Origin of the sequence: Streptomyces sp. NPDC051217 (genome assembly GCF_044455465.1) — a bacterium.
Classification (GTDB): domain Bacteria; phylum Actinomycetota; class Actinomycetes; order Streptomycetales; family Streptomycetaceae; genus Streptomyces.
Genome location: NZ_JBITEV010000010.1, coordinates 80,773 through 95,085, shown reverse-complemented (window position 1 = coordinate 95,085; position 14,313 = coordinate 80,773). Strand labels below are relative to the sequence as shown.

General features: G+C 72.0%; 13 protein-coding genes. 5 read left to right on the top strand and 8 right to left on the bottom strand.

Features of this window, described 5'->3' with window-relative positions:
* Positions 1-354 precede the first annotated feature (354 nt).
* The gene (locus ACIBBB_RS22455) at positions 355-1,368 is read right to left on the bottom strand and encodes an SGNH/GDSL hydrolase family protein (protein WP_398985000.1); all 1,014 of its coding nucleotides are present in this window, start codon (positions 1,366-1,368) and stop codon (positions 355-357) included.
* 171 nt (positions 1,369-1,539) lie between these two features.
* Between ACIBBB_RS22455 and ACIBBB_RS22450 the strand changes: the two genes are divergently transcribed.
* A complete protein-coding gene (locus ACIBBB_RS22450) occupies positions 1,540-2,937 on the top strand; it encodes a cystathionine beta-synthase (protein ID WP_398984607.1) in 1,398 nt (465 codons plus the stop codon).
* Positions 2,938-3,291: 354 nt separating this feature from the next.
* On the opposite strand, the gene ACIBBB_RS22445 is transcribed toward ACIBBB_RS22450, so the two are convergent.
* On the bottom strand, positions 3,292-3,717 hold the full coding sequence (locus ACIBBB_RS22445; protein ID WP_398984605.1) for a hypothetical protein: 426 nt from the start codon (positions 3,715-3,717) through the stop codon (positions 3,292-3,294).
* Between the two features lie 251 nt (positions 3,718-3,968).
* Between ACIBBB_RS22445 and ACIBBB_RS22440 the strand changes: the two genes are divergently transcribed.
* The 3 genes from ACIBBB_RS22440 to ACIBBB_RS22430 all read left to right on the top strand — a co-directional run bounded on the left by ACIBBB_RS22440 (position 3,969) and on the right by ACIBBB_RS22430 (position 7,244).
* Positions 3,969-5,567 carry an aromatic amino acid ammonia-lyase gene (locus ACIBBB_RS22440; protein ID WP_398984603.1) on the top strand — a complete coding sequence of 533 codons (1,599 nt, stop codon included), beginning with the start codon at positions 3,969-3,971 and terminating at the stop codon, positions 5,565-5,567.
* On the top strand, positions 5,564-6,400 hold the full coding sequence (locus ACIBBB_RS22435) for a MurR/RpiR family transcriptional regulator (RefSeq protein ID WP_398984601.1): 837 nt from the start codon (positions 5,564-5,566) through the stop codon (positions 6,398-6,400). Before ACIBBB_RS22440 ends, ACIBBB_RS22435 begins: the two co-directional genes overlap by 4 nt.
* A 76-nt stretch (positions 6,401-6,476) precedes the next feature.
* Positions 6,477-7,244, top strand: a complete 768-nt coding sequence (locus tag ACIBBB_RS22430) for a hypothetical protein (protein ID WP_398984598.1) — start codon at positions 6,477-6,479, stop codon at positions 7,242-7,244.
* On the opposite strand, the gene ACIBBB_RS22425 is transcribed toward ACIBBB_RS22430, so the two are convergent.
* The 6 genes from ACIBBB_RS22425 to ACIBBB_RS22400 form a co-directional block, all read right to left on the bottom strand.
* Positions 7,213-7,587 (bottom strand): hypothetical protein, encoded by a 375-nt coding sequence (locus ACIBBB_RS22425; RefSeq protein ID WP_398984596.1) that lies wholly within the window; start codon positions 7,585-7,587, stop codon positions 7,213-7,215. The genes ACIBBB_RS22430 and ACIBBB_RS22425 overlap by 32 nt on opposite strands.
* Before the next feature lie 63 nt (positions 7,588-7,650).
* Complete coding sequence (locus ACIBBB_RS22420) at positions 7,651-8,139, bottom strand: roadblock/LC7 domain-containing protein (RefSeq protein WP_398984595.1); 489 nt, start codon at positions 8,137-8,139, stop codon at positions 7,651-7,653.
* The gene (locus tag ACIBBB_RS22415; protein ID WP_398984593.1) at positions 8,136-8,939 is read right to left on the bottom strand and encodes a transcriptional regulator; all 804 of its coding nucleotides are present in this window, start codon (positions 8,937-8,939) and stop codon (positions 8,136-8,138) included. The genes ACIBBB_RS22420 and ACIBBB_RS22415 overlap by 4 nt, the downstream gene beginning before the upstream one ends.
* A complete protein-coding gene (locus ACIBBB_RS22410; protein ID WP_398984591.1) occupies positions 8,936-9,346 on the bottom strand; it encodes a hypothetical protein in 411 nt (136 codons plus the stop codon). Before ACIBBB_RS22410 ends, ACIBBB_RS22415 begins: the two co-directional genes overlap by 4 nt.
* A 224-nt stretch (positions 9,347-9,570) precedes the next feature.
* Complete coding sequence (locus ACIBBB_RS22405; RefSeq protein WP_398984589.1) at positions 9,571-10,971, bottom strand: APC family permease; 1,401 nt, start codon at positions 10,969-10,971, stop codon at positions 9,571-9,573.
* Positions 10,972-11,083: 112 nt separating this feature from the next.
* A complete protein-coding gene (locus ACIBBB_RS22400) occupies positions 11,084-12,520 on the bottom strand; it encodes a diaminopimelate decarboxylase (RefSeq protein ID WP_398984587.1) in 1,437 nt (478 codons plus the stop codon).
* Between the two features lie 116 nt (positions 12,521-12,636).
* Between ACIBBB_RS22400 and hutU the strand changes: the two genes are divergently transcribed.
* Positions 12,637-14,310, top strand: coding sequence for a urocanate hydratase (hutU, locus tag ACIBBB_RS22395; RefSeq protein ID WP_398984585.1), 1,674 nt, complete (start codon positions 12,637-12,639; stop codon positions 14,308-14,310).
* Positions 14,311-14,313 lie beyond the last annotated feature (3 nt).

Sequence of the window (14,313 nt, the reverse complement as noted above, 5' to 3'; positions counted from 1 at the left end):
GCCGCAGTGTGCTTTCCGAGATCCAGTGTGGTCCTCACGCGCCGAACGTGACGGCACCGCCGGCCCGGCGCGGACCGCGGGGGCGTCCCGCGCGTCCGGCGTGCACCGCACGGCCCGTCCCGCCGCGGACCACGGGCCCGCGTGTCCGGCGTCCACCGCAGGGCCCGTCCGTCGAGCCCGGCCCCTCCCGCCGGACCGCGAGCCGGTACGGCGCCGGGGACGGGGTTCGGCCGTCGTGAGGCCCTCGTCCCGGGGACGGACCCCGTCGTCCGTCGTGGCAGCCGCACGGTGCGGTCCGTCCGTCGTGCAGGCTCCGCCGGGGAGGGTCCCGGCGGACGGGGCCCGGTCGGCGGGTCAGGCGCGGCGGGCACCCTCCTTCGGTGTGGGCGGGGGCGCCGCCGGCTCCGTCTGGGTCGGTTCCGCCGCCGGCAGGCGCCGGCGCCTGCGGTGCTTGAGCAGGGCCCACGGCGCCCGTGCGCCCGTGACCTCCGTGCCCGCCTCGGCCGCTGCCGCCGACGCCGCCTTCGCCACCGGCAGCATGTCCTCGTCGCGCGCGGAGTCCAGATGGTCCGTCTCCGGCCACAGACCCAGCACGGCGCAGAGCGTCGGCAGGACGGCCATCGCCGCCGTCGCGTACCCCTCCGCCGACGGGTGGTAGTTGTCGGCGCCGAACATCTCGCGGGGATTCGCCTCGAACTCCGGCCCAAGCAGGTCGCCGAGCGAGACCGTACGGCTGCCCTGCTCGACCGCGACGATCGTCTGGGCCGCCGCCAGCTGTCTGCTCACCCGGCGGGCCAGCCAGCGCAGCGGCTGATACACCGGCTCGATCGTCCCCAGGTCGGGACACGTGCCGACGACGACCTCCGAGCCCGCCGTCCGCAACCGCCGTACCGCCGCCGCGAGATAGCGGACCGAGGCGGTGGCCGACATCCGATGGGTGACATCGTTCGCCCCGATTATGATCACGCACACGTCCGGGGCCGGGAACGCGTCCGAGAGCAGCAGCGTCACCTGCCGTTCCAGATCGTCCGACTGCGCGCCCGGCAGCGCCACGTTCCGCAGGTCCACCGGGCGCTCCGCCACCGCCGCCAGACCCGAGGCGAGGAGCGCCCCCGGTGTCTGGCCCGCTCGCCGCACGCCCTGCCCCGCCGCCGTGGAGTCGCCGAGGACGCCCATCCGCAGGGGGTCGGTGTGTCCGTACGCCAGCCCGTACCAACCGTTGCCCCGGGGCGGGACCGGCGCCCTGCCGCCGCCGACGGACCGCTTCGCCAGCTGGACCTCGGCCAGCACGAGCCCCACTCCGGCCGCACCGATCAGACCGACACTCCCACCGCCGTAGGCGGCGCCCGCCGCGATCCGCCGTGCCACTCTCGCTCTCGACACAGTCCGGGTCACCTCCCTGTAGCCGTTCACACGCTGTAGCCGTTCACACACCGCAATAAGACCAGCAAGAGGTAATTGCCCCGTAACGGCCGTGGCCCAATCTCCTACGCCTGCGCATACGCTGGCCGGACCATCACGGAGACCCCGGAGACAACGGTGCAATTCCACGACTCGATGATCAGTCTGGTTGGCAATACCCCGCTGCTGAAGCTGGGCAATGTGACCTCGGGCATTCAGGCGACAGTTCTGGCCAAGGTCGAATACTTCAATCCGGGCGGTTCGGTGAAGGACCGGATCGCCCTGCGCATGATCGAGGCCGCGGAGGAGAGCGGCGAACTCCGGCCCGGCGGCACGATCGTCGAACCGACGAGCGGGAACACCGGCGTCGGACTCGCGATCGTGGCCCAGCAGAAGGGCTACCACTGCATTTTCGTCTGCCCCGACAAAGTCTCCACGGACAAGATCAATGTGCTGCGGGCGTACGGCGCGGATGTCGTCGTCTGCCCCACGGCGGTCGACCCCGAGCACCCCGACTCGTACTACAACGTCTCCGACCGGCTGGTGCGCGAGACGCCGGGTGCGTGGAAGCCGGACCAGTACAGCAACCCGAACAACCCGCGCTCGCACTACGAGACCACCGGTCCCGAGCTGTGGGAGCAGACGGACGGGCGGATCACCCACTTCGTCACCGGCATCGGCACGGGCGGCACGATCAGCGGCACCGGCCGGTATCTGAAGGAGGTCAGCGACGGGCGCGTCAAGATCGTCGGCGCCGACCCCGAGGGCTCCGTCTACTCGGGCGGCTCCGGCCGCCCGTATCTGGTCGAGGGCGTCGGCGAGGACTTCTGGCCGAGCGCGTACGACCGGACCGTCACGGACGAGATCGTCCCCGTGTCCGACAAGGACTCCTTCCAGATGACGCGACGCCTCGCCAAGGAGGAGGGCCTGCTGGTCGGCGGCTCCTGCGGCATGGCGGTCGTGGCGGCGCTGCGGGTCGCCGAGGGGCTCGGCCCGGACGACGTGGTGGTCGTCCTGCTCCCCGACAGCGGCCGGGGCTATCTCAGCAAGATCTTCAACGACGAGTGGATGAACGACTACGGCTTCCTGGAGCAGGCCGGGGACGCCCCGCGCGTCGGTGACGTCCTGCGGTACAAGGAGGGCAGTCTCCTTCCCTCGCTCGTTCATATGCACCCCGAGGAGACGGTCGGCGAGGCGATCGAGGTCCTGCGCGAGTACGGCGTCTCGCAGATGCCGATCGTGAAGCCCGGCGCCGGCCACCCGGACGTGATGGCGGCCGAGGTCATCGGCTCCGTCGTGGAGCGCGACCTGCTCGACGCGCTCTTCGGCCGGCGGGCCTCGCTCGGCGACCCCCTGGAGAAGCACATGTCGGGGCCGCTGCCGCAGGTCGGCTCGGGGGAGCCGGTGGCCGATCTGATGACCGCGCTGAGCGGTGCCAACGCCGCCGCCGCTGCGATCGTGCTGGTGGAGGGCAAGCCGACGGGTGTGGTGAGCCGGCAGGACCTGCTCGCGTTCCTCGCGAAGGAAGCCAAGTAGGCGGTGTCCGAGCGGGCCCGGAGCGGGCCCGCGACCCCCTGGACCGGCGCCCGGCCGGGACCCCGCGGGCGGCTTCGTGAAAGTGGTACCGGCGTGACATCTACGCGCAGTACGCGCTTAACACGGCTCGGCCACAGTAGTTCTCGTCGGCGTCAGTGATCTCCGGAGCGGCTCCCGGACCCATGGACGCCACCGGGAAGCGGTGCCGGTACTGACCCGGCCCGGGACCCTCGCGGGGACCGCCGTCGTCCCGCCCTCCGGAAACGGGGGTGCGGCGGTCCCCGCCACATCTTTCTTCCACGACGTGCCACGACGGCCGGTCCGCCCGCGGACCGGCCGTCGTGCTGTGCGGGGTCAGTCCTCCCAGTCGGAGGACTGCTTGGGCCGGTCGGCGCGCCGGCGTGACCAGGGCATTCCGTCGGCCACGTGGGCCACGTTCACCCCGACGATGCCCAGCCAGGCCACGCAGAGCCCCGCGAAGTCCGCCTGCACGACGGCGATCGCGGAGAGCGGGATGGCGAGCACCAGCGAGATGATGCCGAAGCCGTACCGCTCGGCGAACGACTCCTCCGTACTGGGCGGGCGGGCGCCGCGTGCGACGACCATCTGCTGTTCGGCGAGCTGACGCCGGACACGGCGGTCGGTCGTGTGGTCGAGGCGCTGATCGAGCTTCTCCAGGAAGGACTCGATGAGCGCGGACTCGTACTCGGGCCCCAGCTCTCGGCGGGCCTGAAGGGTGGCGTCGAGCTCTTTCTTGAGCTCAGGGTCGCGGGCTTCCATGGCGACAACGGTACGAAGGCGCGGGCACCCCGGTCAGTGGGGCTATCCCCCCTCTTTGCCTCCGGGGCACCTGACCGCGGGTCGGGATCTGCCCGTTACGCCACCGGTCGAAATGACCGCTAATCTCATGACATGAGTAATGGCCCCAGCCTGGACACCCGGCGGTGCGCGCCGACGTGTCGTACGTTTCGTACGCCACGCGCGCCGGCGATCGGCTGAACGGATTGCCACGTTCCGAAGGGGTGCCCCATATGGCGGACCATGTGCCGTGCGAGTCGCCGTACGACCTGCCGGACGACCCCGCCGCCGTACGGCCCGCCCTCGTCGTCCTCGACGGACAGAGCCTCCCGGTCGCCGACATCGTCCGGCTGGCCGAGGGGACCGCCCGCCCCGTGCCCGGCACCGACGCCATGAAGCGCGTCGAGCAGTCCTGGCACAGCGCGCGCGAACTCGCCGCGTCCGGCCGCGTCTACGGCCGCTCCACCGGCGTCGGCGCGAACCGTACCGAGACCGTCCCCTCCGACGCCGCCGCCGACCACGGACTGCGCTTGCTGCGCAGTCACGCCGGCGCGATCGGCCGTCCCCTGCCCGCCCGCGAGGTCCGCGCCATGCTCGCTGTCCGGGCCAACCAGCTCCTCGCCGGCGGCGCCGGACTGCGCCCCACCGTCGTCACCGCCCTCTGCGACGCCCTGACCGCCGGCGCGCACCCCGTCGTCAACGAGTTCGGCTCCGTCGGTACCGGCGACATCGCCGCCCTCTCCCAACTGGGCCTCGCCCTTGTCGGCGAACACCCCTGGCAGGGCGGCCGGCCGCCCGAGTCCGGGCCTCTCGACAACAACGACGCCCTCGCCCTCATCAGCAGCAACGCTCTGACGCTCGGTCAGGCCGCCCTCGCGCTGGACGAGTTGGGGCGGCTCATCGCCGCCACGGAACTCGTCGCCGCGCTCTCGCTGTTCGCCGTGGACGGCAGTTACGAGGCGTACGCCGAACCGGTCCACGCCGCGCGCCCGCACCCCGGGTCGTACGCCGTCGCCACCCGGATGCGGCACATCCTCGGCGCCCCCGAACGCCCCACCCCGCCGCTCGGCCGCATCCAGGACCCGTACGGCTTCCGCTGCGTCCCCCAGATCCACGGACCGGCGCGGGACGCCGCCGGAGCGCTGGAGAGCGCGCTCGCCGTCGAGATCAACTCCGCCGCCGAGAACCCGCTGATCTGTCCGGGCACGGACGACGACCTGGCGCCCGCCGCGTACCACCACGGCGGCTTCTACCTCGCCCAACTTGCCCTGGCGCTCGACCACTTCAGGCTCGCCGTCGTCCAGACCGCGAGGCTCTCCACCTCCCGGCTCTCGGCGCTGAACGAGCCGGCCTTCACCCGCCTGCGGCCCTTCCTCGCCGACGCCGAGCCCGCGAGCTCCGGCGTGATGATCCTGGAGTACGCGGCCGGGGCCGCCCTCGGTGACCTGCGCGCGTTCTCGGCGCCGGCCTCGCTCGGGCACGCGGTACTGTCCCGTGGCGTGGAGGAGCAGGCCAGCTTCGCGTCGCTGGCCGCGCTCCAGACGCTGCGGGCGTGCGAGCCGTACCGTCTGGTCGTCGGCTGCGAACTCGTCGCCGCCGTGAGGGCGTTGCGCCAGCGCGGCCTCAGGCCCGAGGCCGGACTGCCCGTCGGCAGAGCCTTCGCGCTGGCCGAGTCCGTACTGGAGGCGGAGATCGCCGACCGGCCGCTGACCGATGATGTGACGGCGGCGGCGCGGCTGCTCGACGAACTCGCCGGCACGGCTGACGACATGACACGTACGGGCCCGGTGGGTGGCACCGGCATGACAGGCACGACGAGGGGGATCGCGTGAGCGACAGTCCGGCCGCTCGGCTCCAGGAGCTCTTCGAGGGCCACCGGCTCACGCCCACCCAGCGGCGTATCGCGCACAGCATGGTGCGCCGGGCAGCCGACGCGCCGTTCCTGTCCAGCGTCGAGCTGGCGGAACTCGCCGGGGTCAGCCAGCCGTCGGTGACCCGGTTCGCCGTCGCGCTCGGCTTCGACGGCTACCCGGCGCTGCGCAAGCACCTGCGGGACGTCGCGCCCGCCGACCGGGGCGCGGGCGAGTCCGAGTACAACGAGTACCAGCAGGCCGTGCACGCCGAGGTGGAGAATCTGCGGCAGCTGGCCGACCTGCTCGCCGACCCGGGGCCCGTCGAGCGGGCGGGCCGCGTACTCGCCGCGTCCACCCCGCTGCTCGTCCTCGGTCTGCGCGCCGCCTCCGCCCAGGCCAAGGGCTTCGCCTACTTCGCCGCGAAGGTCCATCCCGACATCCGGCTCCTCGACGAGGGCGGCACGATGCTCGCCGACCGGGTCGACGCGGCGCGGCGCGCGGGCGCGAGCGCCCTGCTCTGCTTCGCGCTGCCGCGCCACCCCAAGGAGGTCGTGGAGGCGCTGGACTACGCGCGCGCGGCCGGGCTGTTCGTGGTCACGGTCGCCGACTCGGCCTTCGCGCCGGTCGCCTCCCACAGCGACCTGCTGATCCCGGCGGCCGTCGGCACGGGCCTCGCCTTCGACACGGCGTGCGCGCCGATGCTCCTGGGCCGGGTGCTGCTGGAGGCGATGTGCGACGACCTGCCGGACGCGCAGGCGCGCCTGGAGGAGTTCGACGGGCGGGCGGCCGCCCGGGGCCTCTTCGTCGAATAAGTTCGCCCGTTCTCAGGAAAAGCTCAGGAAACGCCATTAATCTGCCCGCCAAAACTTCTGTGAAGAGGAGGCGGCCGTGGGACGCGGAGGGCAGCAGTCGCTGGCGCGGGTGGCGGTGATCGTCAGGGCCGGTGCGGCCCCGATGTGGTGGCTCGGGGTCCTGGCGGCCGGGATCGGGGTGTTCATCCCCGGACCGACCGGCCGCTGGGCCGGGTTGTACGTCGGGGTGGCGCTGTTCGTGCTGAGTGCGGCGGCCGTCGCACTCGTACGGCGACGGCGGTACGGCGGCTGGGCCGAAGCCGCCTCGCGCGCGGGGAAGTTCGACTACCTCCAGGACCGCGCGGTGACGCTGCGGGTCTGGCGGCGCGCCCATGTGTGGTGGCTGGTGGGCGGGTTCCTCGCGGCGGTGGGAGTCTCCTTCGCCGTACCGGTCGCGGGCGGCGCGGCTCTCGCGGGCGCCGGAGCCGGGCTGTGGCTCAAGGCCGTACTGCTGGGGCGCGGTGAGCGCGCGGGCGGGGAACTGCTCTGGGTCCGTACCGACTGGGCCGGACGCGGCAGCCCCGTCGGCGAGAAGGTCAAGGGCTTCCGTACGACCGGCCTGGAGGCGGGGGACGCCGCACCGGGTGGGGCGCGGCGACCCCGCGACAAGCAGGCGAAGAAGGCCCAGCGGGCCGAGCAGGCGAAGAAGGCCAAAGTGGTCCGGGAGGCCAAGGCGGGCAAGGGTGCCAAGTCGGCCAAGGGCGCCGAGTCGGCCAGGGCGGGCAAGGGTGCCAAGCCCGGCAAGGCCGCCGAGCCCGCCTCGGGAGCCCCCGTCACACCTCCAGTTCGTTCTCGATCTTCTTGAGCTGGTGTCTGGCCATCGCCAGATTCGCCCGCTGCTTGTCCAGCGCCACATAGAGGAACAGACCGTTGTTGCCACGGCCCTTGAGCAGCCGGATCAGGTGGTACTGGCCGCCGAGGGTGATCAGGATGTCCTCGATCTCGTCCTTCATCCCCAGCATCTCCATGGTGCGCACCTTGGCCCGCACCACATCGGTGTTCCCGGCGGCGGCGACCGTCAGATCGAGGTCCTTGCCGCCGCCGACGGTGCCGAGGGCCATGCCGCTGGTGTAGTCGACGAGGGCGGCCCCGACGGCGCCTTCGATGGAGGTCGTGGCTTCTTTGAGAGCCGCTTCGGTGTTGGCCATGAACGTCGCACTTCCTTTTCGTCTCTGGGTCGCTCGGGCGGGTGTTCTGCTCGGGGTCATGGATCAGGCGTTCTCCGGTCGTTCGAGGGAGCCGGCGAGCGCGCCGTCCACGAGTGCGCCGATCCGCGCGCCGGACCGGCGCGCCTCCAGATGGAGGCGGCCGACATTGATCCGCGGCTCGGCGAGCACGGTGAGGACGGCGGAGCCGCCGGCGGCGTACGTGGCCACATAGCCGCGCTCGCCCCTGATGAGCAGTTCGCGGAAGCCACCCCGGCCCGTGCTGTCGGTCAGCCGCAGGGAGACGCCGAGCGCGGCGGCGGTCAGGGCGGCGATGCCCTCCGGTTCGACACCGGCCTCGGCGCCGACCGCCATTCCGGCATCTACGCCGGCGGCCGAGATCTCCTCGGCGAGGACGAGACCGTCGGTGCTCGCCGCCAGCGCGCCGGTGACCTGGGGGATACGGGCGCGCAGGCGCCGTAACTCCCCGAGGACCTCGTCCTCCGCCGTCATCAGCTGTCTCCTCTCGCCGCGCAGCCGCAGGGCGCGTCTCACAGGCTTGCCTCCAAGGCGTCACGGAGCCGGCGGAGCAGCCCGATGTCGGAGTCGGAGACCTCGGTGATCCAGCCGGGCAGGACCGGGCGGGCGTCCCGCGGTGGATCGGGAGGTGTGCCGACCAGCCCGGCCGCCGCCAGCCGCCGTACCTCCAGGAGGGTGTGGAACGCGGGACGGCCCAGGGCCCAGGCGATGCCCGCCGGGGTCCGTACGCCGTCGGCCAGTTCCAGCAGCGCGCGCTGGCGGTGGGTGACCGACTGGCCGGGCGCGGGCGCCCGGGGCACCACCGGCGAGGTGTCGACCGCCGGGTACGGCCAGACCTGGTCGAGCAGTTCACGGCGGCGCAGCGTCTCGCGTTCGACGGCCGCCGCCGGGACGGGTCGCACCGGTCCGATCCAGTGCGCGACGCCGTAGCGGAACCGGGTGGGGCCGCTGCCCGGTGCGAGCGCGAAGAACGCGGCGTCGTACAGCGCGCCGAGATGGCAGATCTCCAGTTCCCCACCGCCTATCCCGCCGCTGTCCACGAGGAATCGCCCGACCTCGCCGCGGGCTCCGGCCTCGTCGACCGCCCGCTGCCAGCCTTCGTGCGGCAGCCGGCCGCCGGTGGTCAGCAGGGTGTCGATGCCGGGCGCGACCGGGCTCTCGGCGTGCACGACGCGGCCTTCGGAGAGATAGAGCGTGCCGTGGTCGCGCAGGAGGGCGCCGGTGGCGCGTTCGTTCGCCAGGCGGACGAGCATGGGCGAGACGGGGGAGGGGGTGGTCGCGGGAGAGGCGGCGCGGGCCGCCGTGTCTGCGTTCATGCCAGTACCAGCCGTTCGGCGAGCTGTTGGAGCCGGAGCCGGGCGAGAGCGAGATTCCCGGTGTCGCGGTCGAGCCACAGATGGAGGAAGACGCTGCTGTCGAAGGTCGTCTCGACGAAACGCAGCACGTGGTAGCCGGTGCGGGTGGTGACGATCAGGTCCTCGACGGGAGGGCCCTTCGCGTTCCCGGCCTCGGGCCGTATCCGCTCGGCGGCGGGCGCGAAGGCGGGGTACTCGGCGGCGGCCCGTGCCAGTTCGGCGGTCTCGGTCGCGGTCGTCTCGTGATCGCCGTTGGGCGACTCGCCGGCCGTACCGAGCGCGAGACCGCTGGTCCAGTCGACGATCGCGGCTCCGCGAGCGCCGGGCAGGGCCATGATCTCGTGCAGGCATGCGTCGATTCCGGGCACGCGGACTTCCCTCCCAGCCGATCGTGAGTAGGCACCGTCGTGCGGCAGTGACGGCGAGATTACGCAACGTCCGTACGGGGGAAGGGATTTCGGGCATTTTCCATCGGAACATGCCCCGCGGCGCTAGGGTCGGCGCACGAGAACGGCCCGGGGCGGCCTTGCGTGTCGTCCCGTGGCCGTCGCGTGCCGTCGCGTGCCGTCCTGGGAAAATCCGGTGTGACGTGCTACTTCGTCACGTCACCGCCAGTCTTCGCGTGTTCCTCCGAACGCGCCTTCAGCACCAGCTTGTTGACCGCCCACAGCGCGATTCCGATCGCCAGCAGCACCCCGGCCCGGATGTAGACGTCGGCGGCGCGGTCGGCCAGCGGACTGGCCAGGATCAGCGCGGTGATCGCGCCCAGCACGGGCACGATCGTCGGCGCGCGGAAGTGCCGGTGCTCGACCGGGTCCCGGCGCAGCACCAGCGCGGCGACGTTGACCACGAAGAACACGCACAGCAGCAGGAACGACGTCGTGTCCCCGAGCCCCTGGATCTCGCCGGTCGACACCAGCCCGATGGCGAGCAGCGACACGAAGACGATGCCCACGACCGGCGTACGGCGTACGGGGAGCACCCGGCCCATGGCCTTCGGCAGGATGCGTTCGTTGGCCATGCCGTAGCAGAGCCGCGAGGCCATCATGATGTTGATCAGCGCGGAGTTGGTGACGGCGAAGAGCGCGATCAGGGCGAAGAGTTTCGGCGGGAAGTCGACTCCGCCGGCCTTCACCACTTCCAGCAGTGGCCCGCTGGAGCCCTCCAGGGTCCTGTAGTCCACCAGGAGCGACGAGACGAGGGCGACCAGGATGTAGATGGTGCCGGTGACCGCGACGCCGATGAAGATCGCGCGCGGGAAGGTCCGCGTCGGATCCTTGGTCTCCTCGGCCATGTTGACCGAGTCCTCGAATCCGACGAACGCGAAGAAGGCGAGGGCGGTCGCGCCGAGCACGCCGGTCATCAGGGAGAAGCCGGTGCCGCTCGCCTCGAAGTCGGTGAGCCGCGACGGCTCGCCGTCACCGGTGAGGACCGCGTACGCGCCGATGCCGAGGATGATCGCCAGACCGCTCACCTCGACCAGGGTGAGCACCACGTTGGTCTTCACCGACTCCGAGACACCGCGCAGATTCAGCGTCGCGAGCGCGACGACGAACGCGATCGCGACCAGGGTCGGCGGGATCGCGTCGGTGAACTCGGCCAGGTAGTCGCCGCTGAACGCGCGGGCCGCGGCGCTCGCCGACGACAGGCCCGAGCACATCACCATGAAGGCGACGATGAAGGTCAGGAACGGGACCTTGAACGCCTTCTGGGTGTAGAGCGCGGCACCGGCGGCCTTCGGGTACTTGCCGACGAGTTCCACGTACGAGGTGGCCGTCAGGATCGCGACGACGAAGCCGATCGCGAACGGCACCCAGAGCGCGCCGCCGACCCTGCCCGCGACCTGGCCGGTGGTGGCGTAGATGCCGGTGCCGAGGATGTCGCCGATGACGAACAGGATCAGCAGCTTGGGGCCGAGGGCGCGTTTGAGTTCGGGTTTGTCGCCGGCGGGCCCCGGTGTGTCCGCCGCCGTGGGTGTTTCCGATGTGGGCATGCGATGACCTCCCCCGTTTGGTGGTGGGAAGTGTTCTGCCCTGTGCGGTGGCGCTGATGCCTGCGCGTCCGGCCATCCGGGCCAGCGGGAGGTCCGGCGGCAGGTCCGGCGGTCAGTCCCGTACGAGCGCGTCCGGATGCCCGCCGCCCGACTCGGCGACGATCTCCGCGACGGTCTGCGCCGGCCGTACGGTGGCGAACCGCACCGCCCCCGCCGTCGCGCCCGCCGTCACCGTGAAACCGTGGATGCCGGGCCGGGCCAGGCTGTTGTACGCGTAATGGTTGGCGAAGTAGTACGCGCCGGTGTCCAGAGCCGCGACGACATCGCCCTGCTCCAGCAGCGGCAGGGGCCGGTCCGTGGCCAGCACGTCACCCGCGAAGCAGGCCGGGCCCGCGATGTCCTGGTTGACGTCCGGGCCGTCCTTTTGCCGGCCCTCGGCGTCGTACGCGGCGATGCGCAGCGGCCACGACTCCGGGTTGTAGACGGTACGGGTGGCGATCTGCACGCCCGCGTGGGTCACGGCGATGGGCCGGCCGCCGGCGGACTTCGCGTACTCGACCCGGGCCAGGACCGTGCCGTGCTTGGCGAGCAGGGAGCGGCCGAACTCGGTGACGAGCCCGTAGCGGCCGTCGAACAGGCCGGGGACGGTGGCCTTCAGGAGACGGGCGTAGTCGGCGTAGGTGGGGGTCTGCTCGTCGGAGGAGAAGTTGACCGGGAGGCCGCCCCCGATGTCGATCGTGTCGACCTGCTGCCGGCCCGCCGCCGCGTTGATCTCCTCGGCCAGTTCGTGAACGGTCCGGACGCCCTCGGCCATGAGGGCGAACGGCACGCCCTGGGAGCCGGAGTGGGTGTGCAGCCGGGTCAGCCAGGGCCGGTCCAGGAAGGCCTGGACGACCCAGGCGCGGGCGCCCTCGTCGCGCAGCGCGACGCCGAACTTGGACGTCGCCGTCGCCGTGGAAAGGGCGCCGATGGAGCCGCCGCCGGTCTGCGGGTTGACCCGTAGGCCGATCGGGGAACGGGTGGGCGCCGAGCGCTGGAGAGCGTCGAGGCGGGTGAGCTCCTGGGGGTTGTCGGCGTTGACCGCGATGCCCAGGGAGAGGGCCTCGCGCAGTTCGGCGGGCGTCTTGGCGGGGGAGTCCAGGACGGTGCGCTCGGGCGGGATCGCGGCGGCGCGCGCGATGCCCAGCTCACCGGGGCTCGCGACCTCGGCGCCGACGCCCTCGTCGCGCAGCAGGCGCAGGACGGGCACGAGGGGCGCGGCCTTGACGGCGAAGGCGTGCAGCACGCGGGTGTCCGGGGCGGTGACGGCGGCGAAGGCGGCGTGGAGCGCGGCGACGGAGGCGCGAATGCCCGCCACGTCGAGGAGGGCGACGATCGGGTCGGCCTCGGTGAGCAGCCCCCGCTCGACGGCGGCCCGTACCGCGAGATCGCGCCGGGTGGCGGCTTCCCTCGCCGCCTCCGGTCCCGCGTAGCCGGTGGCGATCTCTTCACGGCTGTCCTCGCCGCTGCCCTTGCTTGTCTCTTCGACCGTGCCGGTGTCCTCGATCATGCGTGTCAGCCAATCATCCGGCCGCCGGTTGCTCCACTGTTGACTACATCTATTCAGGCCCCGAGTATGTGAATAGATCGGCCAACAGTGGAGCAGTGACGGAGGAGGCACCCGCCATGTCAGGACCCCGACCCGTACGGGCACCGCGCGGTACGGAACTGAGCGCCCTGGGATGGCAGCAGGAAGCCGCCCTCCGCATGCTCCAGAACAACCTCGATCCCGAGGTCGCCGAACACCCGGACCAGCTCGTCGTCTACGGCGGCACGGGCAAGGCGGCGCGCGACTGGCGCTCCTTCGACGCGATGACGCGCACGCTGCGGACGCTGAAGCAGGACGAGACGATGCTCGTCCAGTCCGGCCGCCCGGTGGGTGTGACGCAGACCCACGAGTGGGCGCCGCGCGTGCTGATCGCCAACTCGAACCTGGTCGGCGACTGGGCCAACTGGGAGGAGTTCCGCCGTCTGGAACAGCTCGGCCTCACCATGTACGGCCAGATGACCGCCGGCTCCTGGATCTACATCGGCACGCAGGGCATCCTCCAGGGCACGTACGAGACATTCGCCGCTGTCGCCGCGAAGAAGTTTGCCGGCACGCTCGCCGGGACGATCACCCTCACCGCCGGGCTCGGCGGGATGGGCGGCGCGCAGCCGCTGGCCGTGACCATGAACGACGGGGTCGCGATCTGTATCGACTGCGACCCGCGCGCCATCGACCGCCGCATCGAGCACCGTTTCCTGGACGTGCGGGCCGACTCCCCGGAGCACGCGCTCCAGCTCGCCACCGAGGCCCGTGACGCGCGCCGGCCCCTGTCGATCGGGCTGCTCGGCAACGCGGCGGAGCTGCTGCCCCGGATGCTCGCCGAAGGCGCGCCGATCGACATCGTCACCGACCAGACGTCGGCGCACGACCCGCTGGCGTATCTGCCGCTGGGCGTCGACTTCGACGACATGGCGTCGTACGCCGCCGAGAAGCCGGCCGACTTCACGCTCCGCGCCCGCGAGTCGATGGCGCGGCACGTGGAGGCGATGGTGGGCTTCATGGACGCGGGCGCCGAGGTCTTCGACTACGGCAACTCCATCCGGGGCGAGGCCCAACTGGCAGGCTACGAGCGGGCGTTCGCCTTCCCCGGGTTCGTACCGGCCTATATCCGGCCGCTGTTCTGCGAGGGCCGGGGTCCGTTCCGCTGGGCGGCGCTGTCCGGCGAGGCGTCGGACATCCACAAGACGGACCAGGCGATCCTGGACCTCTTCCCGGAGGGCGACTCGCTCCAGAACGCGTCCCTGCACCGCTGGATCAAGATGGCCGGCGAACGCGTCCACTTCCAGGGCCTGCCCGCGCGCATCTGCTGGCTGGGCTACGGCGAGCGCGACAAGGCGGGCGAGCGCTTCAACGACATGGTGGCGAGCGGTGAACTGGCCGCGCCGGTCGTCATCGGCCGAGACCATCTGGACGCCGGGTCGGTCGCGTCCCCGTACCGCGAGACCGAGGCGATGCTCGACGGCTCGGACGCGATCGCCGACTGGCCACTGCTGAACGCCATGGTGAACGTCGCCTCCGGCGCGACCTGGGTCTCGATCCACCACGGCGGCGGCGTCGGCATGGGCCGCTCGATCCACGCGGGCCAGGTGACGGTCGCGGACGGCACGGAACTGGCGGCGGAGAAGATCCGCCGCGTCCTGACGAACGACCCGGGCATGGGAGTCATCCGCCACGTCGACGCGGGCTACGACACGGCGACGACGGTCGCGACGGAACGCGGTGTCCGCATCCCGATGCGGGAGAGCGAGTGACCC

Excerpts from the sequence above, each read along its gene's own strand:
- ACIBBB_RS22425 (WP_398984596.1), bottom strand. The coding sequence starts at position 7,587 with ATGGCCAACACCGAAGCGGCTCTCAAAGAAGCCACGACCTCCATCGAA.
- hutU (WP_398984585.1), top strand. The coding sequence starts at position 12,637 with ATGTCAGGACCCCGACCCGTACGGGCACCGCGCGGTACGGAACTGAGC.
- ACIBBB_RS22400 (WP_398984587.1), bottom strand. The coding sequence starts at position 12,520 with ATGATCGAGGACACCGGCACGGTCGAAGAGACAAGCAAGGGCAGCGGC.
- ACIBBB_RS22415 (WP_398984593.1), bottom strand. The coding sequence starts at position 8,939 with ATGAACGCAGACACGGCGGCCCGCGCCGCCTCTCCCGCGACCACCCCC.
- ACIBBB_RS22405 (WP_398984589.1), bottom strand. The coding sequence starts at position 10,971 with ATGCCCACATCGGAAACACCCACGGCGGCGGACACACCGGGGCCCGCC.
- ACIBBB_RS22445 (WP_398984605.1), bottom strand. The coding sequence starts at position 3,717 with ATGGAAGCCCGCGACCCTGAGCTCAAGAAAGAGCTCGACGCCACCCTT.
- ACIBBB_RS22440 (WP_398984603.1), top strand. The coding sequence starts at position 3,969 with ATGGCGGACCATGTGCCGTGCGAGTCGCCGTACGACCTGCCGGACGAC.